Raw genomic sequence first — 25,324 nt, 5'->3', positions numbered from 1 at the left:
TCCATCTCTTTATATTTCGGACTATTTGGAGTTTAAATTTTAAATTTCGAAACCACATTTCTTAATGCTTCCGCTTGCTGTGATAGTTCGGATGCAGAAGCGGTAACTTCTTCCATAGCAGCCGAACCTTCTTCAGACGCCGCTGCGGTGGATTCTGTATTATAGGCAGTGCTTTCAGTAATTTCATTAACATGGGCAAATGAAGCGGCTACTTCTTGGCATAAGCGTAAAGTGTCCTGGATTTGAGTAGCCATTCCTTCAATTACCTCTGTTGTTTTATTTGTTTGATAAATGATTCCTTCTAATGAAGCATTTGTTTGATTTGAAATTTCTACCCCTGCTATAACTTCCTTTACTCCGGCTTGATTTTGTTTAATAATTTCATTGACTTCTTGTTGAATTGAATGGACGATGCCTGTTACACCCTTAGCAGCATTTTGCGATTGCTCAGCTAGTTTTCGTACTTCATCTGCAACGACTGCAAACCCTCGTCCATGTTCACCTGCTCTGGCCGCTTCGATTGCCGCATTAAGAGCAAGAAGATTCGTTTGCTCAGCAATATCTGTAATGGTTTTAATGATTGTTGTAATTTCAGCTGATTTATTTCCTAGTTCGCTTACCGTTTCGCTAGTGTTTGACATCATTTCTTCAATAATCATCATTTTTGAAGAGGAAGCTTCGACAGATTCACCACCGCTAATTGCTGCCTTTCTCATTTCAGTAGACGTTGTCTTAACGATTAGTGCTTGGTCATTTAATTTTCTTGATGCCTCTTCTAGTGAATTCATTTTTTGTAAAGATTCATGCATTCTTGTAGAGGTCTGTTCTCCACCTGCAGCAATTTCCCCAGTCGTTTCTGCAATGGCGGTAATTGTTTTAGATGTTTCTTCAGCAGAGGCGAGCAATTGTTGACTGCTTGCTGAAACATTTTCAGCCATTTGCGTAACTTTTTTAACTAAAAAAGCAATTCCCTCAATGAGCTGATTAGCATCATTCGCTAAGCGTCCAAGCTCATCATTGCTTTTCACTTTGATTCGTTTTGTTAAATCTCCCCCTGCACTTGCAACCTCTAAAATGGACTGGCTAATTTTTTTAACATTTGTTTTGATACTTGTTGAGATAATAATTCCAAATACTAATGCGAGAAAGATAGCGAAGGCAGAAAGACCAATAGTCGCCATTTGTGAGTAAGAAACTTGATTGTTTAAATCAGTAACCCTTTTATCAATATTCTTGCTTTGATCCTCCACAATCATGTCGACATAGGATCTAATATAATCCATATATTTTTTCCCTTGTTCAGATGACACCAATTCACTAGTTTTTTCAAAACCTTCTTCTTTTCTGGTATCGATAACCCTTTCTGTCCATTTTGACCAATATCCATAAGATTGTTCAATCTTACCTAACTTATCAAGTTGTTCCTTTTTCCCGCTTAATAGTTTATTCAATTCTTTTATGTTATCTTCAACTGCATTTTTCCCATTATTATAAGGGGCAAGAAATCCAGTTGCTCCAGTAATGATATATCCTCTTTGGCCAGACTCGATTTCTGTTAAAGATTTGGAAAGTGCTTGTACTTTCGTATGTATTTCCATATCATGTCCTATTAAATAATCAATCTCATTTTTTAATTTGTTCATGTTGATGAATGAAGTGTAGGTTAATGCTAAAAGAACAAGGATAAGCAAAATAAATGATGAAGTAACCTTACCTCTAATGGTTCGAAAGTATGAGGGTAGTGGGTTTCCACCCATTGTTTTCAACTTGTTTTTTTCTTTCGATTGAGAAGATTTCCTCACTTTTTTTTGATTTCTAAACATTTTTTTCACGTTTCGACCTCTTTTCTGTGTCTAAAGTATCATATGTGAAGAATATATCATCATTGTAAACATTTTTACCTAAATTATCTATACATTCTTATAATTTCCTGATTAATTTTTCCGAATTTTATTAATTTTAACTCGATCTCAATCGGTCCAGGTACTAGGAAATTCTAAAAACAAGAAGTCTAAAAATGATATTTAGAGGGAATGGTTCCTAAAGGAAGATGTTCTACAATTTTTGGTGATAAGAAAAACCTTAGATATCCCAAAAAATATCAGAAAGATTCTAGTATCTTGTCATAAGAATGTAGTAAGGGGCTTTTATCTTTTTCAGGAGGGGGTTTTATGCCTCATTCACATTTAATAAAACCTGTATTAAATGATACTTATCCCGAAATTGACTATGGGAAAGGTGTTTATTTGTATGACAAAGAAGGGACACAGTATTTTGATGCATGTTCGGGAGCTGTTACAGCTAATATTGGTCATGGGATGGAGGAAATTGTCCAAGCGATAGCCACACAGGCAAACAGAGTTTCATTCGTTTATCGATCACAATTTTCAAATGAACCAGCAGAAGAGCTAGCCAATCATCTTGCCAAAGAGACTGATTTCCCGTGGTGCTTTTTTGTAAACAGCGGATCAGAAGCAGTAGAAACAGCTATCAAAATAGCGATTCAACATTGGCAAGAAAAAGGATACGCTTCAAAAACAAAAGTGTTATCGAGGTGGTTAAGTTATCACGGAATTACTCTTGGGGCTTTATCAGCATCTGGACATCCAGCGAGAAGAGAACGATTTCATTCAATGATTGGTGATTGGCCGGTTGTTGAACCTCCTTACTGTTATCAATGTCCTTTTGAGAAGGAATTTCCAAAATGTAATCTTCAATGTGCTAGACAGCTAGAGACAATGATTAAAAGAATGGGTCCAGCGAATATTGCAGCATTTATTGCTGAACCCATTATCGGTGCCGCAGGTGGTGCAATCAATCCGCCAGAGGGTTACTATCAAAAAATAAAAGAAATCTGTGACAAATATGATATCTTGTTTATTGCGGATGAAGTCATGACGGGCTGTGGAAGAACAGGGAAGTTTCTTGCTATTGATCATTGGGGAGTGAAGCCAGATATCGTCGCTCTTGGGAAAGGATTAAGTGCAGGATACTCTCCGATTGCAGCAACGATGATTTCTGAACGTGTCATGCAACCTATCATTGATGGTTCAAATATTGTGATGGGCGGTCACACATATAGCGCTAATCCTTTATCAAGTTCAGCCGCATTATCTGTTCTGAAATTGATTCAGTCAGAACACTGGATTGAAAAAGTAGAAGAGAAAAGTATTTATCTTCAACATTATTTAAAGAAGCTAAAAAATGAATTTTCTTTTATTGATGATATTCGCGGTAAAGGGTTTTTACTCGGTATTGAATTTAAAAATAATTGGAATGTGCTAAAAGCGGAAGTAGATGCATCTTTCACTTCGTATGTTGTGAAAGAAGCTCAGGCGGGTGGTGTTCTGCTTTACCCTGCTGGAGCAGGACTAGATGGGAAGAGTGGTTCGGCGATTATTATTGCTCCACCAATTACGACGACTAAACGAGAAATTGAAGAATTATACAGAAGACTTCGGTCCATCTTTTCAATTATCAGCAGTAAAGTGGCTCTACAGTAAAGGGGGTCTTTTTTTTGAAGCAGAAATGGAATAAAGTTTGTAATTTGGACCAAGAACAGCCTTTTATTCCCCTAAAAAGTGGGATGACACTCATGTTTGGTGGGTTTGGAGGGGTTGGTTCTCCCCCTACTCTTATTCAATCCATTTTAGAGTTAGGAATAAAGGATTTAACCATAATCGGAAATGACACAGGCTTCCCTCATATTGGAATTGGACAATTGATCTCAGAGGGAAGAGTAAAGAAAGTGATTGCATCACATATTGGTTCGAATCCAATCGCCGGTAGGCTAATGACAGAGGGAAAGCTAGATGTAGAGTTCTCCCCACAGGGAATTCTTGCAGAGAGAATTCGCGCTGGTGGTGTCGGTCTTGGTGGAATTCTTACAGATATAGGAACAGATGATGAGTTTTTAAATAAGGGAAAAGAAATGATGAATCTAGCTGGAAGGCGATATATGGTTGAAACAGCTTTAACTGCGGATATTGGAATTGTTTATGCTAAAAAAGGGGATGACTTTGGAAACTTGACCTATGACAAAAGTGCTCGTAATACCAATCCTTTAGTGGCAATGGCTTCTAATTACACTGTTGCTGAGGTGGAGGAGTTATATCCTATGGGGGGAATTAACCCTGAAGAAATAATTACACCTGGAGTTTTTATTAACAAAATCGTGCCGTCTAAAGGGGTGAACTGGAAGTGGGCATGGGAATCGAAATGAAAAATAAAATGGCTAAAAGAGCAGCAAAAGAAATTAAAAATCATATGGTAGTAAATTTGGGAATTGGTATTCCTTCTCTCGTTCCTAATCATCTTGATTCTGATAAAAATGTGTTCTTTCATGCAGAGAATGGAATTGTTGGTATGGGAAGAGCGCCATCACTTGGGAATGAGGATGAAAATTTATGCAATGCAGGAGGGTTTCCAGTATCGTTAGTAGAGGGGGGGAGCTACTGTGACAGCTCTATTGCATTTGCCATAATCCGAAGGGGCATAATTGATGTCACAATTTTAGGTGCATTGCAGGTCAGTGAACAGGGGGACTTAGCAAACTGGATCATTCCGGGGAAGAAAGTACCGGGAATGGGTGGGGCAACAGAGCTGGCAACTAAAAGCAAGAAGGTCATCGTACTCATGACTCACTGTGATAAAAAAGGGAGAAGTAAGCTTGTTAAAGAGTGTGATCTACCGCTAACAGCGAAGAGATGTGTAGATTTAATTATAACGGAACAAGCAGTATTTTCATTTAGAGGAGAAAACTTATGGTTAACGGAGGTTTTTACGCCCTTTACGATAGAAGAGGTGCAGAAGAATACAATGGCTTCATTCAATATCGATGAAAATATAATACTCAATAAAGAATAAATGACTAGGGAGGGGTCGAGGTGAATTTACCTGAAAAAATTCATCGTTTTATCCATAGTCAACAACCGAAAACGATTGAGCTTCTACAACGATTAGTCCAGGAAGAAAGTACACGTGAAAATGAATCAAGTGCACAAGCGATAGTGATTGAAAAATGTAGAGAATTAAAACTAGATTTAGATATTTGGGAAATAGAAAGAATAAAATTACAGAGTCATCCATTTTTTCGTTGTGATCGAAATGAGTTTGAAGGTAATCCGAATGTTGTCGCCACTCTCAAAGGAAATGGCGGCGGACGTTCAATTATTCTTAATGGCCACATTGATGTAGTTCCTGAAGGCGACCCGAAGGATTGGCGTGATGACCCTTTTAGTGGTAGAGTTTCTGAGGGTAAATTATACGGTCGTGGGTCAACAGATATGAAGGGTGGCAACGTAGCACTCCTACTAGCAATAGAAGCAATTATCTCTACAGGGATCAAGCTAAAAGGTGATGTTATCTTTCAAAGTGTTATTGAAGAAGAGAGTGGAGGTACAGGTACTCTAGCAGCCTTACTCAGAGGCTACAAAGCCGATGCAGCGATTATTCCCGAACCAACCAATATGAAGCTGTTTCCTAAGCAACAGGGGTCGATGTGGTTTAGAATTAAAGTAAAAGGGAAATCTGCCCATGGTGGAACAAGGTATGAAGGGGTTAATGCCATTGAAAAGGCCATGAAAGTCATATCATCCCTGAGAGAATTAGAGATAAAGAGGAATGAAGAAATCAATGACCCTCTTTATCAGTCTATTCCGATTCCGGTTCCAATCAATATTGGTAGAATTGAATGTGGAAAATGGCCTTCATCAGTACCAGATCTCGCAATAATAGAGGGAAGAGTCGGAGTTGCTCCACACGAAACTTTAGAAGAGGTTGAAAACGATGTAGAGAATTGGCTAAGAGAATTAAAGGAACAGGATGAATGGTTCAAAGAGTTTCCAGTAGAATTGGAATGGTTCGGAGGAAGGTGGCAGCCCGGAAACCTTGATCATAACCATGAATTGATGAATACGATTAAATCAGCCTATAGAGAGATATTGAATAGTGAGCCGATAGTCGAAGCATCTCCATGGGGTACAGATGGAGGAATTCTTTCAAAAGGAGCGAATATTCCAGTAGTAGTCTTTGGACCAGGAACAACTGAAGTGGCCCATGATTCCAATGAGTATATCGAATTAGAAAAAGTATTTCAATCCGCAGAAATTATTGCGGTAACACTCTTAAGTTGGTGTGGTGTTGATTTGTAATATCGATTGAATTCATATATTTAGGGTAAAGAAATCATTAGAATTGATATTGCATTATCTATAAATAGAGGAGGCTTTTAAATGAAACAACATTTGTGGATAAATGGAGAGGCGATCGAAGCGAAGGAATATACAGATTTGCTTTCTCCATACTCTCGTAAAAAAATTGCAAAGATCGCTAAAGCGAATGAAAATCATGTTGTTGAAGCCATTTATGCAGCAAAAGAAGCCTTTGAGTCAAGCATGAAAACAATGCCAGCTTATAAACGTGCGGAAATACTTGAAAATGTAGTAGAGCTTCTAAAGATAGAACGTGAGAGTTGTGCAGAGATTATTTGTCAAGAAGCATCAAAACCTATGCAAGCAGCTCTTGTTGAAGTAGATAGAACGATTATGACATATTCTTTCGCAGCACAAGAGGCTAGAAGAATTTACGGAGAGTCTATTCCGATGGATGCAGCACCAGGTGGAGAAGAGCGAGTAGCTTACACTGTAAAAGAGCCATTGGGTGTCATTGGAGCGATTACCCCGTTTAACTTTCCAATGAATCTTGTCGCACATAAGGTAGGTCCAGCAATTGCCGCAGGAAATACAGTTGTCCTTAAACCTGCAAGTCAAACACCACTCTCAGCGTATAAAATAGCCAAGATATTTCACAAAGCGGGATTACCGGCAGGAGCTCTTAATGTTGTGACTGGTAGTGGGAATGAAGTGGGAACTTTATTAACGAGACATAAGGATATTAGTATGCTCACCTTTACTGGTAGTCCTGAAGTAGGAAAATCGATAAGAGAAAAAGCAGGACTTAAGAAAGTTACTCTTGAGTTAGGATCGAACTCAGCTGTAATTGTTGATAAGGGGACATCCTTGAACGATATTATTCCCAAAATGGTGAAAGGGGCATTTGCGTTTCAAGGTCAGGTTTGTATATCTATCCAAAGAATATTTGTCCATGAAGATCTTAAAGATGAGTTTATTCAACAGTATGTGGACAAAACAAGTAAGTTGAAACTCGGAGATCCTATGAACCTGGAAACTGATGTTTCGGCGATGATATCACCCTATGATGCGGACCGAGTTCTGAAATGGATTGAAGAAGCTGTTCATAACGGGGCAAAGCTTGTTCATGGTGGAGAAAAGCAAGGATCTATCCTTTATCCAACTGTATTAGTGGATGTTGCACTTGACCAAAAGATTTCTTGTGAGGAAGTGTTTGCTCCAGTAGTTCATATTAACTCATTCCAAGATTGGGATGAAGCTATTGATAAAGTTAATGACTCTCAATATGGTTTACAAGCAGGAGTTTTCACAAATAATGTACAAAATGCATTTAAGGCAACGAAAGAATTACATGTGGGTGGAGTTATGGTAAATGAAATTCCAACCTTCCGTGTTGATCACATGCCATACGGGGGCGTTAAAATGAGCGGGATGGGTAGAGAAGGAATTAAATATGCTGTTGAAGAAATGACAGAGTTGAAATTAATCAGTTTTAAATTGTAGAAATACTTAAACTATTGAAATGGGATGATCAAAATAGATTTTTAGATTATCCCGTTTCCAAAAAATGGAGGAATTCAGGTGACGAAACAATTTTACCAGGAGATTGATCTCCCTGATGCTTGGTCCAAAGCTTTTATTGATCGAGTGAATGGGAGGATACGAATCGATGACTATCGAGGTAATCTATATACACTCAATGATAGAATACTTGAGATTGCTAGATTAGAAAGAGTAGAAAAAATCATTATTAAATCAAGAAATGAACATATTCATCTTCTTTTAGAATTAGGATTTCAGCTTGAAGGAGTTGTAAACGGTTACTTTAATGGGGGGGATGCCTATTTTGTTTCGAAATTTTTAGAAACAAACCGAAGGGAAAATCAATTTTGGATTAAGGAAGATGAAATAATTGCAGGAGTCCGGGGACTCGATAGAGAAGAACTATTTATAGAGGGAGGGAGGATAAAAAAGGCAAAAATAGATGATGCACCCAGGTTATCAAAATTATACCAAGAAGTATTCGAAATCTACCCGGTACCATTACAAGAGCAAGATTATCTAGAAGATTGCTTAAATTCGGGTACGATTTTTTTATTTGTAGAAGAAGGAGGCGAGATTGTCAGTGCAGCTTCTGCGGAAATCAATACCCAGTATTCTAATGTAGAGATGACAGATTGTGCAACACTTCCTAAGCATCGAGGAAAAGGGTATATGAAACAACTTCTCCTAGCACTCGAAATTGAATTGAAATCTAAGAATATATATTGTGCCTATACGATTGCAAGGGCTTTATCATTTGGAATGAATGCCGCTTTTCATCAATTAGATTATCGATATCGAGGACGATTAGTAAATAATTGTTATATCTTTGACAAAATGGAGGACATGAATATTTGGGTAAAAGATCTTTCCAAACGGATACAAAATTAGGTTAGTAGTGAAACTAATATGTATTTCCATCATAGCCTATATAACATAACGGACATTAATGAAAAATTACATCTTTTTTCTATCCTAAACGGATATACGTCAAGGACTTAAAATTCTTGGGATTAAAAATGAATTTTTTAATTCGATTAATCCCTACCGAAAAAAGAGTTCATGGAAAAAAATTCAAAGGTTGGTGGAGAATGATGAAATTTGATCTATATAAGCCAGACAGGGATTGGAAAGATATCGAATTATGGAAAGATGTTACAGATGATCAATGGAATGATTGGCTTTGGCAATTAACGAATACAATCAGAACCTTAGACGATTTAAAAAAAGTAGTCGATTTAACTCCTGAAGAAGAAGAAGGCGTAAAAATATCAACCAAAACAATCCCATTAAACATTACCCCCTACTATGCATGGCTGATGAATCAAAAAGATCCAAACTGTCCAATTCGTATGCAGTCTGTTCCAATTGGAGAAGAAATTTATAAAACAAAATATGATATGGAAGATCCCTTACAAGAAGATGAAGATTCACCAGTTCCAGGTTTAACTCATAGGTATCCAGACAGAGTCCTTTTTCTAGTTACAAATCAGTGTTCCATGTACTGCAGGTACTGTACGAGGAGAAGATTTTCAGGACAAATTGGAATGGGTGTTCCAAAGAAACAATTAGATGCTGCAATTACCTATATCCGTGAAACACCACAAGTTAGAGATGTTCTTTTATCAGGTGGAGATGGGTTACTAATCAATGATAAAATTCTAGAATACATCCTCAAGAATTTACGAGATATTCCTCATGTAGAAATCATCAGAATCGGAACAAGAGCACCAGTTGTTTTCCCACAGAGAATCACAGAAAATCTTTGTAATATATTAAAAAAATATCATCCTGTTTGGTTAAATACACATTTTAATACTTCGATTGAAATTACAGAGGAGTCTAAAAAAGCTTGTGAAATGCTTGCAGATGCTGGTGTGCCTGTCGGAAACCAAGCGGTTATCCTAGCGGGAATCAATGACAGTGTCCCAATCATGAAAAAGCTAATGCATGATTTAGTAAAAATTCGAGTTCGGCCTTACTATATCTATCAGTGTGATTTATCGGAAGGAATTGGTCATTTTCGTGCACCTGTTTCAAAGGGGCTTGAAATTATTGAGGGCTTAAGAGGCCATACTTCCGGTTATGCAGTACCAACCTTTGTGTTAGATGCACCTGGTGGGGGTGGGAAAATATCACTTCAGCCTAACTATATCATCTCGCAAAGTGCTGATAAGGTAGTACTTCGAAATTTTGAAGGAGTGATCACAACCTATCCTGAACCAGAAAACTATGTAGCTGGTAAAGCGGATGCATACTTTAATGAAATCTATCCAAACACAAATGAAAAGTATAAATCATCTGGAATCTCAGGATTGATGAGAGATGAGAAACTCTCTCTAGTCCCAGAAGGGTTAAACCGTATCGATCGTCGAGAGAAATATCAGCAAGATTCTGGACATTCATCATTAAAGGATTTTAGAGAGAAGCGAGATCAATTAAAAGAGAAAAAACATAAAGCATTCCTTGAAAAAATCGAAGAAAATCAGCAAAAGGAAAAAGCAAATGAATAAGATTGTCTCTTGTGAATGGTGTAGTAGTCTTTCTGTCGAAAAAACCACAGGCTCTGTTTTTTGGGAGCTTCCAGATGGCACTAGGGCAATCGAAATTGAACAAACGCCAACTTTTCAATGCAAGGAATGTAATATGGAGTATCAGCCTGAAGAGATTGTGAGTGAGATTGAAGATCAGCTATACCTTATAGATACATCGAAAATAGGGAAAGTCATAACACATGAAGAATTAATGAAAATACCAAGGTTTCTTAAAAAAAATTATTTTCGTTTTTAATGATTCATTCTCTATAATTGTCAATTTTCCTTTACGAACGTAAAAACTTTCGCTATCCTTTTAGAAAAGATGATGGATAAGGTAGGCGTTTGGAATGAGAAAATCATTTTATCACTTTTTAATGAAATATCGTCAGCCGACAGTTAAGGATGAACTTACTGCATTTGCTAATGAAGCATATGAGGATCATGGTTTTCCTAAACAATCTTCTCAATATCATGAAATCAGTTCTTATTTGGAGATGAATGGCCATTATTTAGAGAATATGTCCATTTTTGATGAGGCCTGGGATCGATACCTTACTGAGGAAAAATAAGAAAAGCTAGAAGACCAATAGGTGACCATATGGTTGTTTAATACCTTTCAAGAAAATTATGAAGGGTACAAACGATCATTGGTCACATTTTTTATTTAATCAATCTTTTAAATTCATCAAATGTGAAGGTCATAATGGCATTCCTCGAATTGAATTCAGCCCTGTTCATCTGACTGAGAGCCGTCCAGCTCCAGCGCCAAGCCCTTCGAGACATAAGCCAAGCCATAAAGGAAGGGAAAAGGCACCCTTCCTTTATGGCTTGGCTTATGCATGTCGGGGCTGTTTGAGGCGCTTCCGCTTTTGAGTGTAAATGGTTAATAAACTAATGAGCGTTAAAGAACTATCTGCATATTATATAAAAAAGGGAAATAAAGGGGACAGGAGGAAATGAAGAAGAATAATCCTAAATTTCGTATAGGTGATACAGTCGTTGTGACAATATATGGAACGGTAGGTAAGATTACGAATATAAAACAACTCGATGGAGAGTTTTTATACGAGGTTAATGAAAGTGAAGGGCTTTTTAAAGAATATTGTCTTGTTCTATTAGAGGATTATGAAGGGCATATATTTGAACAGGAGCAAATTGATATAGAATATCATTTTCTTTTCGGGGACCTAGTGAAGGTTAAAGGATATGAACAAGATCTATTTAAGGTTGTAGGATTTAGAACAGAAATCTGGAGATATAAAGATGATGCCTGGGAGGATGTCATTTACGAATTAATGAGAATTCATGATGGTGAGTGGCTTGAAGCTGATGAAGATGAACTTACATTAATAGCTGATAGTGAGCAAGCCGATGCCTACATTCAAAAGTATGGATTTGTGTTTGCCACCCCGAAACCTAAAGCACAGAATTTATTGTCTTCTCCAGTAAAGCATAAAGGTTCTTGGGTAGATCGACAACTGGATCTTTATAATGATTATAAAACTCTCCATCGAATGTTTAAAGACACTAAATATAAGAAGAAAATGCAAACGATTTTGGAACAATTAAAAAACTACTCTGAAACGAAATCTAAAATTAGAGAAAAAGAGTAACGGTATAAATGAAAACTGGAATGGTTAGTAAACAAAAGGAAATAAACAGAAAATGAAGGACCTTCTCCATGCCCTTTATAATCATTCCCTCTGCATTGTTTAAGTCCTTCTCAACTGCCTTTATTATCGTCATACCCATTTTTTCATCCTCCTAAATAGATTATGTTTCATTCTATGCTCGTCCATGTTTGTTTATGAAAAATTATTAAGGCTTGCATATATGGTTTATTAGCATCATAAATTGAATTACAAAGGGGGCGATGTTATGCGTGAAATAGAAGTTTTTATTGATACAGAAGAAATTGCAGAATTTTTCTATCAAGAACTAATGGAACGTGGATATGTTCCTTCTGAAGAGGAACTAGAAGAGATCGCCGATATCACTTTTGAATATCTAATATCTAAAAGTATTATTGCTGAAGATTGGGAAGAAGAGAATTTGTGAACCTTACAGAATTCCTTCTACATACAGCCCATATGAAAAAGAAAAGGCTTATGTCCAAAAGGTTCGAGTACAAAAGCTGGAACCTGATAACCCAATCCGACTGTAAATACTCCAAACTTTTATACTTTCTTTTTAAAGAGTCTACCCCCTCTCCACTAAATCTAGACTTAGGGAGAGGGGGTAGGCTCTTTTAGCAGTTCGGATTATTTTTGTTTTGTATTTACACTTATAAGGGTTCTTGATTGTTTCATTTTTTATTTAACCAATTATTCTTCCTTGACTACCTATCATAAAATAGAGAATTATATTAGTGGTCAGAATGTTACTATGGTTGATAAAATAAAAATTGTAACTTTATCTAATAATGAAATAATTTCAGATTTACTCTCAAGATTGAAACCATTACGTCTTCTCATTCGTATATTCTTATATATCCTTTAGGAGGTTTAACAATGTTAAAAAAAATAATGAAAAAAGTCCTTAGCAGCAGCCATCGTTATTCGAGCAGTGATCGTAAATATAAATACAAATCTCATAAGCACAAGCATTACGGTCATCATCATTATAAGAAGAAGTATAAAAGCCGTAGTTTTTCTAGCTTTTACAGTAGTTAAAATTCATTAGGGATGATTACATCAATTTGGAAGGGTCTAATCAATAGTTTTGAAAAAAAGTATTCCTACGGTGATGCTATTGATCATTACGTAGTAGTGAAAGAGTTAGGGAAAGGGAGCTACGGGACTTCATATTTAGTAAGAGATAGGAATACGAAGCAAAGGTATGTACTTAAAAGGTTAAGACCATATAAACGCTTTTTTAATAACGGTCAAAATTTTATAGAATATGAAGCGAGTATACTCCGAAATATATCCCATTCTTCCTTTCCTTCCGTTTTTTCACAAGGAGTGGAAGGGAAATCACCATATTTTGTAATGGAATATAAAGAAGGAAAAACATTCGAAACTTTAGTATTTAAGGATAAAATGTGCTTTGATGAAAAGAGCTCAGCTCAAATTGTTTTAAAATTAATCAAGCTAGTTGGTTTCATTCATGAAAATGGATATGTTCACAGAGATTTGAGATTACCAAATATTATCTGGAATCAGGAAGAATTATCAATCATAGATTTCGGATTATGTACACGTATCCAATCAACTTCTCATATAGAAGTTCATAAGCAAAAGGACTATATGCGGGAAAGAGCAGTAACCAGTGATTTTTACGCATTGGGGCATTTTTATTTATTTCTACTCTATTCTTGTTATCATGATTTTGATCTAAAAGAGAAGTCTTGGGAGGAAGAACTAGATATTTCTTCTCGAACTCGACAAGTGTTGAGAAAATTACTTGGAATTGAGGAACCCTATAAAGATTACAAAGAAATCATAACCGATCTAAGTAGGTGAATTCCTATATTTATCCTGAAAAATTAATAAGTTCACCCAAGGAGGAAATAGCCATGTCATTCTTTAACAAGGTATTTGCAAGTATTGGAATTGGTGCTGCTACAGTAGATACTAAATTAGAAAAGTCTAATTATTTTGGAGGAGAAGAAGTCAACGGTGTTGTCATCATAAAAGGCGGAAATTCTGAGCAGCATATCGATTCAATCTATTTAACTTTATATACGACCTATATTCGTGAATCTGATGATAAAAAATATACGGATTATGCTCCAATAGAGAAGGTAAGAATATCGGAACCTTTTACCATTTCTTCGAATGAACAGAAAGAATTGCCTTTTTCATTTCAGATGCCATTTGATACACCAGTCACATATGGGAATACGAGGGTATGGGTCGCAACCGGACTTGATATAAAGAATGCAGTAGATCCTAAAGATAAGGATTATATTGAAATCCTTCCCAATAAGCTAACAGAAACTGTCTTAAGTTCGATTCAACAGTTAGGGTTTAAAATTAGAAAAGTAGAGTGTGAGCAGGCACCTAGAAGATTTCGTACTCATTATCCATTTATTCAGGAATTTGAATTTATCCCGATTAATGGTGAGTTTAGATCAAAACTAGATGAAGTAGAGGTGATTTTTCTCTCACAAGATCAAAACCAAGCAGAACTATTATTACAGGTTGATCGAAAAGCTAAAGGGCTAAAAGGGTTGCTCTCAGAAGCACTGGAAATGGATGAATCATATGTGAGGCTGTCAGTTTCAAATTCGGATATTCCGCAATTGGCAGAGAAAATCCGAGCCTCAATCCAACGATTTTCATAAATAATTTGTTTCTTCGACAAAAGCAGTCTTTTTTTGATGAAGGATTCGACAAAGCGATTATTTAATAATATAAGTACTACTTATTTGGAGGGGTACTTATGCCATTGCTTGAGAGAATCATTCGTCCTAGAGCATTTGTGAAAAAATATGATATTACCATATTTCAAACGCCTCATTACGGACAAAGTAAAGGTTATAAACAAGTGTATCGGACAACACAGGAAGGAAATACACATTCAGCTGTCCTGAATGAGGTTTTCCGGAGATTTAACGTTCCAGACCTAATGCCTGATAATTATCAGGCACGATACATCTCGACTGGAGATATTGTCTTTATTGATGAGGGCAGGAGGGGACATTTTTATTACAAGCTAATCTCAGGGGGATGGCAAAGGGTTAATCGAGTTCTTATTAGATAGCTGTATTAGTAGTTAGTCTTTAGTCATAAGTCAAGCCTCAGATAAGGGGAAAAAGTCCCCTTCCTCCGAGGCTTGGCTTATGATTGTCAGGCCTGTTCAAGGCGCCTCCGCTTTTCTAGTTACAAGTTACTTCCAGGGCTGTTTTTACGTTTTACAGCAGATTGTTCTTTGCCATGTGCTTCTTTTTCAGCAATGATTCCTTCAGCTGGAATATGATTATTTTTCTTAGGTGCATTGATTCGGCTTCGATGCTTTTTACCCATACAAGATCCTCCTTACTTTTTTATAATTTTTCCCGATCACTTTTTGATGAGCTTGGTTTTGTTCCTGAACGTGATGAAGGATTTGTTTCATTAGCATGTTGAACAGCTTGTTGTAATTTTTTACTATTATTATTTTTACCCATTTTTTGAACTCCTCCTGATTCAAGTAAAAATACACGAAATTAAGAGTTAGAAATACTTTAATAACCCTCATTTTATATTGTGACCATCCTTTAGAGATTCATGCCCCTGCTTCATTGCATTGCAATGTAAAAAAGATTACAATGATTCATGCAGGATGATGACCTTATCCACTTGAAATTTGACATACTTAGGAGGAAAAACTATGAGTATACATATTGGTGCGAAAGAAAATGAAATTGCTGAAACGGTATTATTACCAGGTGATCCTTTAAGAGCAAAATATATTGCAGAAACATTTTTAGAGAATCCTGTTTGCTACAATGAAGTTCGTAATATGTTTGGTTATACAGGTACTTATAAAGGAAAAAGAATTTCTGTTCAGGGAACAGGTATGGGAGTGCCTTCTATCTCCATCTATATCAATGAGTTAATGCAGAGTTATAATGTGCAAAATTTGATTCGTGTAGGAACTTGTGGTGCTATACAAAAGGATGTAAAAGTAAGGGATGTTATTTTAGCGATGACAGCATCTACAGATTCTCAAATGAACCGTTTAACGTTTAATGGTGTTGATTATTCACCAACAGCAGACTTTAGTTTATTAAAGAAAGCATATGATGCTGGTGAAGCAAAAGGGCTTAACTTAAAAGTCGGAAACGTCTTTACCGCAGATATGTTTTATAATGATAACGCCGAACATGAAAAATGGGCTCAATATGGTGTTCTTGCCATTGAAATGGAGACAAGCGCGTTGTATACACTTGCCGCTAAATATGGCAGAAAAGCATTATCTGTTTTAACTGTTTCTGATCATATCTTAACAGGCGAAGAAACAACTTCGGAAGAAAGACAGACTACATTTAATGAGATGATAGAAGTTGCTTTAGAAGCAGCAATTAAAGAATAGGTCATGAACAAGAGGCTGGTTCCCTGTGGATCGGCCATCTTTTTTTGTCAGAGCCTTTTTATTATAGGAATAAAATTTGTGAAGTTTATCCTGCTTACATCATTTGATTAACGTGTTATGATTAAGGATGGAACAAAATAGAGAAAAAAGGTGACATTATGAAAAAGGCTATGATTCTTTCTGCAACAACTCTACTTCTTCTTTCAGGCTGTCAACAAGTGGAAGAATGGACGGATAATTTAATGGGAGAAAAAGAGCAAGCAGAAGAGCCTGTAAAACCAAAGCAAGAATCTAAAGAACAAGTTGAAGAAAAGGAAAAACCAATAACGAAAGAACCTGAGGAAACCGTACCGCCTGAACTTCAGCTCCAGGAGCAATATTTTAATGACGTTCAAGTGGTCGATGGTAAGAAAATGATTCAAAACCCTCAAAATGTTTTGGCGCTCGTTAATAAGGAATTTGCACTAGGGGAATATAAACCCAATGATCTAGTACGTCCAAATGTACCTTTCGTTTTTGGAGAAAAAGATCTTGAGAAAGCACACCTACGTAATGAGGCGGCTAAGGCTCTTGAAAATATGTTTAATGAAGCAAAAAAACAAAATATTTATTTAACGGCTGTATCAGGATATCGCTCATATGATTATCAAAAAATGTTGTTAGAGAGAGAAATTGCTCAATTCGGAAAAGAAAAAGCCGTATTAGCAGTCGCACCACCCGGTCAAAGTGAGCATCAATCAGGACTGGCAATGGATATATCAAGTCAGAGTAATGACTTTAAAATAGATGAAGCATTTGGAAAAACAAAAGAAGGAATATGGTTAAAAGAGAATGCTCATTTATTCGGATATATTCTTCGTTATCCACAAGGGAAAGAAGATATTACACATTATCAATATGAACCATGGCACTTCCGGTATGTTGGTAAAGATGCAGCTAAAGTCATCTTTGAAAATGATTGGACTTTAGAGGAATATTTTCAAAATGTGAAAAAAATATAAAACTAACCAGTTTTGGTTGGTTTTTTATTTTTTCGACAAACAAAATATTAAAGAGTTAGAAAATTAATTTATGATAAATTGTTTCTTCGGGAATTACGCATGATAAAGAGGATTAGGGATTTTTCTTTTACTAAACTTAAAAAGCTGATAAAATAAAGAAGTTGAAAAAGATACATAGAATGGAACCTGCATCTAATAAAGAGGAGTACTTGAACAAGTACTCGCAATGAAAGTGGTGAAAGATTTGGAAGAAGATAACCAACAAAGTAACCAGAAACACGATCAGCCCCCTTCTGGTTTTATTAAAATGAAAAAGTTTCAATTCGTCATGCTCATATTCGTTCTCGTTTTTGCAACTGCCGGGATTACTACTTTTGCTTTAGCATTCGGTGATGAAAAAGCTGTAAATGTCGGTGTCACGGAAAGAAGTGAATTTGATAAGCTTTATGAAGCCTATGATTCCTTAAATAAAGAGTATTATAAGGAACTTGATAAAGAAAAGCTTGTAAATGGGGCTATTAACGGAATGCTTGATTCGCTTGAAGACCCCTACTCAGACTACATGAACAAAGAAGAGGCTAAGAAATTTAATCAAAGTATTAGTTCTTCCTTTGAAGGAATTGGTGCTGAGATTCAAGAGCGGGATGGCACTATCGTGGTTGTATCCCCAATCAAAGGTTCTCCGGCAGAAGCTGCAGGATTGAAACCGAATGATAAAATAATCGAAGTTGACGGAAAGAATATTCAAGGAATGAGCGTCACTGATGCAGTACTGCTCATTCGAGGTGAAAAAGGGACAGAAGTCACTCTTACAATCCAACGACCTGGTAGTGAGGATACAACACAAGTTAAGATTACTCGTGATGAAATTCCGTTAGAAACGGTGTACCCAGAAATGCAGGAAAATGGAATCGCCAAAATTCAAATTACGAGTTTTTCAGATGATACCTATGATGAACTTGTCAAAGCGATTGAACAAATGAAAAAAGAAGGGATGAAGGGCCTAGTTCTTGATTTAAGACAAAATCCAGGTGGATTATTAGATCAAGCCATCAAGATTTCAAACCTTTTTGTTCCTGCAGGGGAACCTATTCTTCAAATCGATGATAACAAAGGATCAGTTGAAAAGGTTATGGCGGAAGAAGGGAAAAAAGTAGAAGTTCCCGTTGCAGTTCTTATTGATAATGGAAGTGCAAGTGCTTCTGAAATATTGGCAGCTGCTGTAAGTGAAACAACAGAAATTCCTTTAGTTGGAACGAAATCCTTTGGAAAGGGTACAGTTCAAACAGCTGAAAACTTCTCTGATGGATCCAATATGAAGCTGACGTCAGCAAAATGGTTGACACCTAATGGTAATTGGATTCATGAAAAAGGAATTAAACCCGATGTTAAAGTAGAATTACCTGCTTACGCTAAATTACCATTCTTAAATCCAGAAAAGGATTTAAAGAAATCTGCCGTATCAGAGCAGGTAAAAGCGGCAGAGGAAATGCTGAAGGCTTTAGGATTTAATCCAGGAGATGTTGATGGATTCTACGACGAAAACACTGTAAAAGCAGTCAAAGAATTTCAAGATAAAGAAAAGCTTGAAGTTACAGGAGTTCTGAAGGGTGAAAGCACATTGAAGTTAATGGATCTCCTCAGAAAGAAAATGGTTGAGGATGATCCCCAAGTGAAAAAAGCAGTAGAACGTCTTCAAGAAAAAATCAAAGGAAAAAAAGAATAACCAATATACTTTTAATAAGCCTAATGAGATCAAGCACCAAGATGCTTCCCCATTAGGCTTATTTATTTTGTCAATATGGGGCATCTACCAATACTTATTCTTTCTAGTATAGATAATCGGTAATTGACCGAAAATGATTACTAATGATAAGAAGAATGAGGTGTATTAGCTTGAAGCGAATAAGATTACTTATTCAGATGGCAGCTGCGATATGGATTCTTCAAAGTTGCTCACCATTATGGGGTGACAGTTCATCACAGGAAAAGATACCTGAAAAAGATTCAAAGGAGTCTTTTGAAACAGATAAAGATCTAAAAAGCCCGTTTCCATTATCGCTTGCCCCTGAGCAAGAGCCTATAAAAGTATTAATCATTGGCTCTGATCACCGTCAAAACGATGCGGCTCGTTCTGATACCCTCATGGTTGCACAATATCACCCCCCACAACAATCTCTAAAAATACTTTCAATCATGAGAGATACATACGTGTACATCCCAGGGTATGGTAAAAGTAAAATTAATCATTCCTATTCTTGGGGCGGGGAAGAACTTTTAAAAACAACAATAAAGGAAAATTTTAATATTACCATTGATCACGTTGTCAATATAGATTTTGAGGGGTTTGTTGAGCTAGTTGATTCGATGATTCCAGGTGGGATAGAGGTTTCGTTGACAGAGAAGATGATTAATTATTGGGATTGGGATAAACAACCGGGACAACAGAGACTTCATGGTGAAGACTTATTGCAGTATGTCCGTTTTCGTGGAGATGAAACTAACGACTTTGGACGTGTAGATCGCCAACAGGAAGTAATGAAAAAAATTCAAGAAGAAGTACTAGGGAATATAAAGTCAGGTGATGGTTTGAAAACGGTTATAAATTTAATTAAAAAAGGAACGAATGTTGTTGAGACAGACATGCAAATCCATGAACTCATTCCCTATGGTGCCTCAACCATCGTCAATCCGATACAATCTGTTGAAACCTTAAGGATTCCAGTACGTAATAGCTATAAGGATGTACTAACAAACAATGCAGGATTAGTGCTTCAAATTGATAAAAATCAAAATGTAGATGCCATTAAACAATTCTTTTATTAAACCCCAAGAATATTCTAAATAGGTGTTTACAATGAACTAGTAGGTATAAAATTTCATTCTTTACTATCAAGATTTAAATATCCTTCAATTCTTGTTTTTTTTCTGTTGATTAATTCACCAATGTAGTCTTTGTAAGGACTTTTTTCTAGAGATTGAAATTCTAGGAAAAGTCCTTTTAATTGTCGGAAATGATCTTGCAGGGAGATTTCATCACTATCTGACCCACCTGATTGAACTTTCCGTAGGATTATTTCGACAAGCTTATCATTAGAGGCCTCCATCGTTTTCGTACCTTGCCTAATATAAATAGATCCGTAACGTAATTCTCCGCGGTTAACGATGGATGTATAAGGAACGTATTTGGGATCATACTCAATAATTAATACTTGGAACCTTTTAAATCTTAAATCCGCGTGTTCATCCTTGGAGAATATGAAATCTTCGGTGCGGTACTTTAAATATTTTGGTAGTAGATGGTGTAATTTATTATCAACATCAGCTTTATCTAAAAAGCTTTCCTCTTTTAATCCGACCCAGTCAATGGACCCCAAGTCATTTTGTCTTACTCCTATGATAATACATCCACCGCCTGAGTTAGCAATCGCGAGTATATGCTTAGCCATTTTTGTCCATTCAATCCACATCATTTTAAAATCAAGGTAATCGGTTTCACCGGTATTGCTTTGCCACAATTGTTTAAAAGACTCCTTTGAAGGGTTATTTAAAAATATTTTTAGATGTGCCGGAACAACTCTCTCATAATACATAATGGTCCTCCTAAACCAATAAGTACTTTAAGCCATTTCTTGTTATGATCATTGTATGCTACTTTTTCTTCCTATAATAAGAGATTCGATATTTTTAAATTGTTGTATTGTGATGATGATTCGAATAAAATGAGCAAATAGAGAGTAGGAAAGGAAGGGAAGAATGAAAAAAGAAGTCTATCTTTTATCTGGCTTTTTAGGAAGTGGAAAGACAACTTTATTGAAGAAATTTCTATTATCTTTAAAAGTAAAAGGGTTAAAGCCAGCAGTGCTTATGAATGAACTCGGGAAAACATCAATTGACTCAAATGAAGTGGATGATGACACACCATTAAAAGAATTACTAGATGGTTGTATTTGTTGTACGATACAGGAAAAATTAGAGTCACAATTACAAGAGTTATTACTAAAAGAAGACTTCGATGTGTTAGTGATTGAAACTACAGGAGCTGCTCATCCAGTAGAAGTTGTCGATTCTGTACTTTCACCGTTATTCGCTCAACATCTTTCCTTTAAAGGAATTATTACGATAGTAGATGCATTTCAATGGAAGAACCGAGATCAATTTTCACCGCAAATTCTACATTTAATGAGAGAGCAAATTCGTCATGCAAATTTGATTATCTTGAATAAAGCTGATTTATTACCAGAAATGGAGCTAGGAGCTATTGTATTTGAACTCCAGCAACTCAATGAAGCAAGTAGGGTATTATTAACAAATTATTGTGATGTATCAATGACGGAGATCCATCAACTAGTAAGAGAAGAAAGAGACGTTAACCATAGGAAAGCATCCATCGGAAAACAGCTTTCTTTAACGGCATGTGTACATACATTTGAGAATAAAATTAATTTAGAGGAGTTTGAAGAATGGTTAAGGAAACTACCTTCTACAATATACAGAATAAAAGGGTATCTGCCGGTTGTCGGGAAAAAGTATCCTTACTTGTTTCAATACTCCTATGGAATGCCATATTACATGCCAGAACAAATCAAGATGCCAGCTAATTTAGTCATCATTGGTGAAAATCTACATAAACAAGAAATTCTAGAAGGACTCAAAGGTTTAGAAAAATAAATACGGGGGATTGTAATGGTCTTTTTGTTCTTTACCTTAACGATGATATTTTTGATAGCAGGGGTTCTAGGGTTCATAGTTGGTGAAACATCTACTGAATATATGATCTCGGGTGTCATCATCTTTGGCGGATTATTGCTCTTTATTTTAACTGTTTACCATTATAGGAAAAGAAAATCTAAAAATAATGGTGATGGAGCGGGTTGGGGTGATTGTGCCTACTCCATTCCTGATTGCGATTGTATCTCCGCTAAAGGAAAAAAAGGCATGGATTGCGATTCTTTAGATTGTGATTGTACTCCAGATTGTTCTCCTTAAGCAAAAGGTGTAAATGATGAAAGAATTCATACTTGATATCTTCACACTTCGATTTATGCCATGTCATCGAATAAAAGAACGCTCCTTAGTACTGAGGGGTAAACAGTTCCCTGTCTGTTATCGTTGTATGTTCTTGCTAATTGGAATGTTATGCGTTATTCCTATTCTATACTTTAGGATCATTTTCTCATTAGATCTCGCGATTCCTTCATGTGTAGCGTTAAATATTCCGATGTTAATGGATGGATGGACACAAAGAATGGATATAAGAAGAAGTAATAACCTGCTAAGGGCAATTACTGGGTTATGTGCAGGTTTGGGGCTATCCATACTTTCTGTCTCGACTGCTTATTATGGAATAAACACACTTTTTATGTTTCTTAAGTAAAGCTTGACGAAAAAGAATAAATAGCATAAACTAAATTTAGTTAACTAACTTAACTATTCGTCTTGCTAAGGAAAGGTTCGATAGTATTGAAGGAAATGTTTCGACTCGAAAGTTTATTTCGGTCTCTCTTTCGTTTAATGAAACAAGATTTAAAGAAAATATATGGACAATATTTTTCAAGTGGAGAATTTATGGTGTTAAAGCATATTTCTGAAAAAGGTGCCATGAAAGCATCCGATCTCTCCAAGCTAATGGAGGTTTCAGCCAGTCATATTACAGCTGTAACAGATGCATTAGTGGAAAAGGATTATATCACAAGACAGCGATCAAATAGTGATCGTCGTATTGTAGAATTAGCCCTTACTACTAAAGGGGAGGAAATGCTTGATTTTTATAACCAAAAGAAACTTGAGTATTTCCAAGAAACCTTTAAATCTTTTTCAGAAGATGAAATAAATCAGCTCATTCGTTTATTTGAAAAAATTTTAAAAAAGGGTTAGAACAATGCAAGGGATGATCATTCCTAGTTGAATGATCACCCTTTTCTTAATATTAAAACTTAAGTTAGTGAAATTTTAATCATATGAATAGAATTGGGGAGAGAAATAATGGAGCATCTCGAACAAAGGAAAAAAATCTTGATCATGGTTGCTATTATGTCTGCCATGTTGTTTGCAGCTTTGAACCAAACAATCGTAGGGACTGCATTGCCACGAATTATTTCTGAACTAGGTGGAATTGAATACTATAGTTGGGTATTCACCATCTTTATGTTAACAAGCTCAGTAACAGCCATTCTCGTTGGAAAATTATCAGATATGTATGGAAGAAAAATATTCATTCTAATAGGAATTGGCGTGTTTACACTTGGGTCATTATTAAATGGACTTTCAGATAGCATCTTCCAATTGATAGCTTTTAGAGGAATACAAGGATTTGGCGCAGGTATGATTATGTCTACATCCTTCACGGCTGTGGGTGACTTATTCTCACCAAGGGAACGAGGAAGATGGCAAGGGTTAATGAGTAGCGTTTTTGGGTTAGCAAGTGTATTCGGTCCTACATTAGGGGGATGGATTGTTGATAATGCCGAATGGCACTGGGTTTTTTGGGTGTTCTTACCGTTTGGTGTCGTTGCTTTTGCAATGATTTGGAAGCTCTTTCCTTCCCAAACAGTCGTAGAAAAGAAGAAAGTCGACTATCTAGGATCAGCTATGCTTTCACTAACAATTATACCACTTTTACTCGCCTTTACTTGGGGGGGAAATGATTATGAGTGGCTATCTTTCCAAATTATCAGTTTATTTGCAGGTACGGTAGTTGCTCTTATTTTATTTATTATCATTGAAAGAAAAGCAGCGAATCCAGTATTACCACTTCATCTATTTAAGAATCCAGTATTTACGCTATCAAATATCATTGGCTTCATTCTTGGTGCTGGTATGTTTGGGGCAATCATGTATATGCCTTTCTTTATTCAAGGAGTTATCGGTACTTCAGCAACAAAGTCTGGTCTTGTCATGATGCCGATGACATTAAGTATGGTTATTGCTAGTGCGTTAGGTGGTCAGCTCATTACGAGGACAGGTAAATATAAAATGATCGCACTAAGTGGATTATTTATTATGGCAAGTGGAATGTTCTTGCTTTCTCTAATGAGTACAGCAACGACGAATATGATAGCGGTGTTGAACATTATTATAGTAGGAACTGGACTGGGGTTAAGCTTTCCTGTGTTTACCCTAACAGTCCAAAATGCAGTAAGTCACCAATATTTAGGTGTGTCAACAGCTGCCACTCAATTATTTCGTCAAATTGGGGGAACTGTTGGAGTAGGAATTATGGGAACCATTATGAATCATTCACTTTCAGCCAAGATGAAGGAAGAGTTCTCTACTATTGAAGGGTTGGGATTTGCTAGTCAAGGAGCTTCCCAGCTGAAAGAATTACAAAATCCACAGAATCTTATGGACCCCGCTAAACTTGAAGATATTAAAAATAGTTTACCTTTAGAAATGCAAGAAATGTTCGGACAATTTGTCTTATTAATAAGAGAATCATTAAGCTATTCTTTAACAAATGTATTTTTAATTGGAGCCTTTATTTTAATTACTGGTTTTGTATTAACGTTCTTTATGAGGGAAATACCATTACGGACTTCTAATCAAGAAGAGTCTAACGAAACAAGACGCCAAACTATCCAAAAAGTTGAAGCGAAATAAAGGTCGATTTTTTTAATGAACCAGAAACGTAAATTTAAGAGAGTGTTTTATTGCTTTTAAATTCATTTGTTTCTGGTCCATTAATTACTTTTGATAAAGAAATTGTTATTGGATTTAGTGTTGAACGAAGTCTTCAGGTTTGCCATTTACTCCTTGGATATTTAAAATGTTGAACCTCCAAGGAGTTTCATTTTATACTAAGAATTAGCTCCAAATTGTTTGAATGTTCTTTCATCCTCGACAAGGCCACAAGCACCACATTGAACTTTATAGTCTGGTCCATTATACGTAATATGGAAAGGATCAATATTATCTTGATCATATTGTTGAATCACTTCACCAGATTTCGGGTCCATTTTCACACTCTGTGATACTTGCTGTATGATATTGAATCTAGAACGATTTGTCTTACAGTTTGGACAACAATATGGTGCAGTCATAGAGAATCACCTATCTTTCATAATAGTTATTA

29 protein-coding genes are annotated in these 25,324 nt (G+C 36.1%); 23 read left to right on the top strand and 6 right to left on the bottom strand.

Features of this window, described 5'->3' with window-relative positions:
• Positions 1–32: 32 nt before the first annotated feature.
• Positions 33–1,823: a methyl-accepting chemotaxis protein gene (locus JOC86_RS03720; RefSeq protein ID WP_205170019.1), complete on the bottom strand. Its 1,791-nt coding sequence runs from the start codon at positions 1,821–1,823 to the stop codon at positions 33–35.
• Between the two features lie 348 nt (positions 1,824–2,171).
• On the opposite strand from JOC86_RS03720, the gene JOC86_RS03715 reads away from it, so the two are divergent.
• The 10 genes from JOC86_RS03715 to JOC86_RS03670 all read left to right on the top strand — a co-directional run bounded on the left by JOC86_RS03715 (position 2,172) and on the right by JOC86_RS03670 (position 11,844).
• Positions 2,172–3,503 carry an aspartate aminotransferase family protein gene (locus JOC86_RS03715; protein ID WP_205168418.1) on the top strand — a complete coding sequence of 444 codons (1,332 nt, stop codon included), beginning with the start codon at positions 2,172–2,174 and terminating at the stop codon, positions 3,501–3,503.
• Between the two features lie 14 nt (positions 3,504–3,517).
• Positions 3,518–4,222, top strand: a complete 705-nt coding sequence (locus tag JOC86_RS03710; RefSeq protein WP_419096009.1) for a CoA transferase subunit A — start codon at positions 3,518–3,520, stop codon at positions 4,220–4,222.
• Positions 4,201–4,866 (top strand): 3-oxoacid CoA-transferase subunit B, encoded by a 666-nt coding sequence (locus tag JOC86_RS03705; RefSeq protein ID WP_205168417.1) that lies wholly within the window; start codon positions 4,201–4,203, stop codon positions 4,864–4,866. Before JOC86_RS03710 ends, JOC86_RS03705 begins: the two co-directional genes overlap by 22 nt.
• A 20-nt stretch (positions 4,867–4,886) precedes the next feature.
• Positions 4,887–6,152 carry a peptidase gene (locus JOC86_RS03700; protein ID WP_205168416.1) on the top strand — a complete coding sequence of 422 codons (1,266 nt, stop codon included), beginning with the start codon at positions 4,887–4,889 and terminating at the stop codon, positions 6,150–6,152.
• Between the two features lie 81 nt (positions 6,153–6,233).
• Entirely contained in the window at positions 6,234–7,655 is a 1,422-nt protein-coding gene (locus tag JOC86_RS03695; RefSeq protein WP_205168415.1) for an aldehyde dehydrogenase family protein, read from the top strand.
• 78 nt (positions 7,656–7,733) lie between these two features.
• On the top strand, positions 7,734–8,585 hold the full coding sequence (ablB, locus tag JOC86_RS03690; protein ID WP_205168414.1) for a putative beta-lysine N-acetyltransferase: 852 nt from the start codon (positions 7,734–7,736) through the stop codon (positions 8,583–8,585).
• A gap of 203 nt (positions 8,586–8,788) precedes the next feature.
• On the top strand, positions 8,789–10,207 hold the full coding sequence (kamA, locus tag JOC86_RS03685) for a lysine 2,3-aminomutase (protein WP_205168413.1): 1,419 nt from the start codon (positions 8,789–8,791) through the stop codon (positions 10,205–10,207).
• On the top strand, positions 10,200–10,484 hold the full coding sequence (locus JOC86_RS03680) for a YokU family protein (RefSeq protein ID WP_205168412.1): 285 nt from the start codon (positions 10,200–10,202) through the stop codon (positions 10,482–10,484). The genes kamA and JOC86_RS03680 overlap by 8 nt, the downstream gene beginning before the upstream one ends.
• Positions 10,485–10,578: 94 nt before the next feature.
• Entirely contained in the window at positions 10,579–10,800 is a 222-nt protein-coding gene (locus tag JOC86_RS03675) for a YozE family protein (protein ID WP_205168411.1), read from the top strand.
• 387 nt (positions 10,801–11,187) lie between these two features.
• A complete protein-coding gene (locus JOC86_RS03670; RefSeq protein ID WP_205168410.1) occupies positions 11,188–11,844 on the top strand; it encodes a hypothetical protein in 657 nt (218 codons plus the stop codon).
• On the opposite strand, the gene JOC86_RS03665 is transcribed toward JOC86_RS03670, so the two are convergent.
• A complete protein-coding gene (locus JOC86_RS03665) occupies positions 11,828–11,983 on the bottom strand; it encodes a hypothetical protein (RefSeq protein WP_205168409.1) in 156 nt (51 codons plus the stop codon). The genes JOC86_RS03670 and JOC86_RS03665 overlap by 17 nt on opposite strands.
• A gap of 126 nt (positions 11,984–12,109) precedes the next feature.
• Here JOC86_RS03665 and JOC86_RS03660 point away from each other — a divergent pair, with 126 nt between their 5' ends.
• The 4 genes from JOC86_RS03660 (at position 12,110) to JOC86_RS03645 (ending at position 14,938) form a co-directional block, all read left to right on the top strand.
• A complete protein-coding gene (locus JOC86_RS03660; protein ID WP_205168408.1) occupies positions 12,110–12,289 on the top strand; it encodes a YozD family protein in 180 nt (59 codons plus the stop codon).
• 626 nt (positions 12,290–12,915) lie between these two features.
• Positions 12,916–13,695: a serine/threonine protein kinase gene (locus JOC86_RS03655; protein ID WP_205168407.1), complete on the top strand. Its 780-nt coding sequence runs from the start codon at positions 12,916–12,918 to the stop codon at positions 13,693–13,695.
• Between the two features lie 53 nt (positions 13,696–13,748).
• Positions 13,749–14,519 (top strand): sporulation protein, encoded by a 771-nt coding sequence (locus JOC86_RS03650; RefSeq protein ID WP_205168406.1) that lies wholly within the window; start codon positions 13,749–13,751, stop codon positions 14,517–14,519.
• A 98-nt stretch (positions 14,520–14,617) separates the two neighbouring features.
• Positions 14,618–14,938: a YodL domain-containing protein gene (locus JOC86_RS03645; RefSeq protein ID WP_205168405.1), complete on the top strand. Its 321-nt coding sequence runs from the start codon at positions 14,618–14,620 to the stop codon at positions 14,936–14,938.
• 119 nt (positions 14,939–15,057) lie between these two features.
• Here JOC86_RS03645 and JOC86_RS03640 read toward each other — a convergent pair whose 3' ends face one another.
• The gene (locus JOC86_RS03640) at positions 15,058–15,201 is read right to left on the bottom strand and encodes a hypothetical protein (RefSeq protein WP_205168404.1); all 144 of its coding nucleotides are present in this window, start codon (positions 15,199–15,201) and stop codon (positions 15,058–15,060) included.
• 20 nt (positions 15,202–15,221) lie between these two features.
• Entirely contained in the window at positions 15,222–15,344 is a 123-nt protein-coding gene (locus JOC86_RS24920) for a hypothetical protein (RefSeq protein WP_275583363.1), read from the bottom strand.
• Positions 15,345–15,547: 203 nt separating this feature from the next.
• On the opposite strand from JOC86_RS24920, the gene deoD reads away from it, so the two are divergent.
• From deoD to JOC86_RS03620, 4 genes are all read left to right on the top strand, one after another.
• Complete coding sequence (deoD, locus tag JOC86_RS03635) at positions 15,548–16,252, top strand: purine-nucleoside phosphorylase (RefSeq protein WP_205168403.1); 705 nt, start codon at positions 15,548–15,550, stop codon at positions 16,250–16,252.
• A gap of 158 nt (positions 16,253–16,410) precedes the next feature.
• Positions 16,411–17,253: a M15 family metallopeptidase gene (locus JOC86_RS03630; protein WP_205168402.1), complete on the top strand. Its 843-nt coding sequence runs from the start codon at positions 16,411–16,413 to the stop codon at positions 17,251–17,253.
• A 226-nt stretch (positions 17,254–17,479) separates the two neighbouring features.
• Positions 17,480–18,979 (top strand): lmo1851 family serine protease, encoded by a 1,500-nt coding sequence (locus JOC86_RS03625; protein WP_205168401.1) that lies wholly within the window; start codon positions 17,480–17,482, stop codon positions 18,977–18,979.
• Positions 18,980–19,149: 170 nt separating this feature from the next.
• Complete coding sequence (locus JOC86_RS03620) at positions 19,150–20,079, top strand: LCP family protein (protein WP_205168400.1); 930 nt, start codon at positions 19,150–19,152, stop codon at positions 20,077–20,079.
• A 53-nt stretch (positions 20,080–20,132) separates the two neighbouring features.
• Here JOC86_RS03620 and JOC86_RS03615 read toward each other — a convergent pair whose 3' ends face one another.
• Positions 20,133–20,846, bottom strand: coding sequence for an AlbA family DNA-binding domain-containing protein (locus tag JOC86_RS03615; protein WP_205168399.1), 714 nt, complete (start codon positions 20,844–20,846; stop codon positions 20,133–20,135).
• A 163-nt stretch (positions 20,847–21,009) separates the two neighbouring features.
• Between JOC86_RS03615 and JOC86_RS03610 the strand changes: the two genes are divergently transcribed.
• The 5 genes from JOC86_RS03610 (at position 21,010) to JOC86_RS03590 (ending at position 24,852) form a co-directional block, all read left to right on the top strand.
• Entirely contained in the window at positions 21,010–21,924 is a 915-nt protein-coding gene (locus tag JOC86_RS03610; protein WP_205168398.1) for a CobW family GTP-binding protein, read from the top strand.
• Positions 21,925–21,966: 42 nt separating this feature from the next.
• Complete coding sequence (locus JOC86_RS03605) at positions 21,967–22,242, top strand: hypothetical protein (RefSeq protein WP_205168397.1); 276 nt, start codon at positions 21,967–21,969, stop codon at positions 22,240–22,242.
• A gap of 16 nt (positions 22,243–22,258) precedes the next feature.
• Positions 22,259–22,630, top strand: a complete 372-nt coding sequence (locus JOC86_RS03600; RefSeq protein WP_205168396.1) for a DUF2085 domain-containing protein — start codon at positions 22,259–22,261, stop codon at positions 22,628–22,630.
• Positions 22,631–22,767: 137 nt separating this feature from the next.
• The gene (locus JOC86_RS03595) at positions 22,768–23,130 is read left to right on the top strand and encodes a MarR family winged helix-turn-helix transcriptional regulator (protein ID WP_239587364.1); all 363 of its coding nucleotides are present in this window, start codon (positions 22,768–22,770) and stop codon (positions 23,128–23,130) included.
• Between the two features lie 108 nt (positions 23,131–23,238).
• Entirely contained in the window at positions 23,239–24,852 is a 1,614-nt protein-coding gene (locus JOC86_RS03590) for an MDR family MFS transporter (RefSeq protein WP_205168394.1), read from the top strand.
• Between the two features lie 197 nt (positions 24,853–25,049).
• Here JOC86_RS03590 and JOC86_RS03585 read toward each other — a convergent pair whose 3' ends face one another.
• Positions 25,050–25,292, bottom strand: coding sequence for a DNA alkylation repair protein (locus tag JOC86_RS03585; protein ID WP_205168393.1), 243 nt, complete (start codon positions 25,290–25,292; stop codon positions 25,050–25,052).
• Positions 25,293–25,324: the final 32 nt, after the last annotated feature.

The organism is Rossellomorea pakistanensis, assembly GCF_016908495.1.
Taxonomy (GTDB): domain Bacteria; phylum Bacillota; class Bacilli; order Bacillales; family Bacillaceae_B; genus Rossellomorea; species Rossellomorea pakistanensis.
Note: the sequence above shows the minus strand (reverse complement) of the source record. Positions and strands in the feature narration are given on the sequence as shown.

Bases quoted from the DNA above. Each gene is read 5' to 3' on its own strand.
- JOC86_RS03665 (WP_205168409.1), bottom strand. From the start codon at position 11,983: ATGGGTATGACGATAATAAAGGCAGTTGAGAAGGACTTAAACAATGCA.
- JOC86_RS03655 (WP_205168407.1), top strand. From the start codon at position 12,916: ATGATTACATCAATTTGGAAGGGTCTAATCAATAGTTTTGAAAAAAAG.
- JOC86_RS24920 (WP_275583363.1), bottom strand. From the start codon at position 15,344: ATGGGTAAAAATAATAATAGTAAAAAATTACAACAAGCTGTTCAACAT.
- JOC86_RS03670 (WP_205168410.1), top strand. From the start codon at position 11,188: ATGAAGAAGAATAATCCTAAATTTCGTATAGGTGATACAGTCGTTGTG.
- JOC86_RS03715 (WP_205168418.1), top strand. From the start codon at position 2,172: ATGCCTCATTCACATTTAATAAAACCTGTATTAAATGATACTTATCCC.
- deoD (WP_205168403.1), top strand. From the start codon at position 15,548: ATGAGTATACATATTGGTGCGAAAGAAAATGAAATTGCTGAAACGGTA.
- kamA (WP_205168413.1), top strand. From the start codon at position 8,789: ATGAAATTTGATCTATATAAGCCAGACAGGGATTGGAAAGATATCGAA.
- JOC86_RS03645 (WP_205168405.1), top strand. From the start codon at position 14,618: ATGCCATTGCTTGAGAGAATCATTCGTCCTAGAGCATTTGTGAAAAAA.
- JOC86_RS03625 (WP_205168401.1), top strand. From the start codon at position 17,480: ATGAAAGTGGTGAAAGATTTGGAAGAAGATAACCAACAAAGTAACCAG.
- JOC86_RS03720 (WP_205170019.1), bottom strand. From the start codon at position 1,823: ATGTTTAGAAATCAAAAAAAAGTGAGGAAATCTTCTCAATCGAAAGAA.
- JOC86_RS03640 (WP_205168404.1), bottom strand. From the start codon at position 15,201: ATGGGTAAAAAGCATCGAAGCCGAATCAATGCACCTAAGAAAAATAAT.
- JOC86_RS03695 (WP_205168415.1), top strand. From the start codon at position 6,234: ATGAAACAACATTTGTGGATAAATGGAGAGGCGATCGAAGCGAAGGAA.
- JOC86_RS03600 (WP_205168396.1), top strand. From the start codon at position 22,259: ATGAAAGAATTCATACTTGATATCTTCACACTTCGATTTATGCCATGT.
- JOC86_RS03675 (WP_205168411.1), top strand. From the start codon at position 10,579: ATGAGAAAATCATTTTATCACTTTTTAATGAAATATCGTCAGCCGACA.
- JOC86_RS03595 (WP_239587364.1), top strand. From the start codon at position 22,768: ATGAAACAAGATTTAAAGAAAATATATGGACAATATTTTTCAAGTGGA.
- JOC86_RS03660 (WP_205168408.1), top strand. From the start codon at position 12,110: ATGCGTGAAATAGAAGTTTTTATTGATACAGAAGAAATTGCAGAATTT.
- JOC86_RS03680 (WP_205168412.1), top strand. From the start codon at position 10,200: ATGAATAAGATTGTCTCTTGTGAATGGTGTAGTAGTCTTTCTGTCGAA.
- JOC86_RS03615 (WP_205168399.1), bottom strand. From the start codon at position 20,846: ATGTATTATGAGAGAGTTGTTCCGGCACATCTAAAAATATTTTTAAAT.
- JOC86_RS03605 (WP_205168397.1), top strand. From the start codon at position 21,967: ATGATATTTTTGATAGCAGGGGTTCTAGGGTTCATAGTTGGTGAAACA.
- JOC86_RS03650 (WP_205168406.1), top strand. From the start codon at position 13,749: ATGTCATTCTTTAACAAGGTATTTGCAAGTATTGGAATTGGTGCTGCT.
- JOC86_RS03610 (WP_205168398.1), top strand. From the start codon at position 21,010: ATGAAAAAAGAAGTCTATCTTTTATCTGGCTTTTTAGGAAGTGGAAAG.
- JOC86_RS03590 (WP_205168394.1), top strand. From the start codon at position 23,239: ATGGAGCATCTCGAACAAAGGAAAAAAATCTTGATCATGGTTGCTATT.
- JOC86_RS03585 (WP_205168393.1), bottom strand. From the start codon at position 25,292: ATGACTGCACCATATTGTTGTCCAAACTGTAAGACAAATCGTTCTAGA.
- JOC86_RS03630 (WP_205168402.1), top strand. From the start codon at position 16,411: ATGAAAAAGGCTATGATTCTTTCTGCAACAACTCTACTTCTTCTTTCA.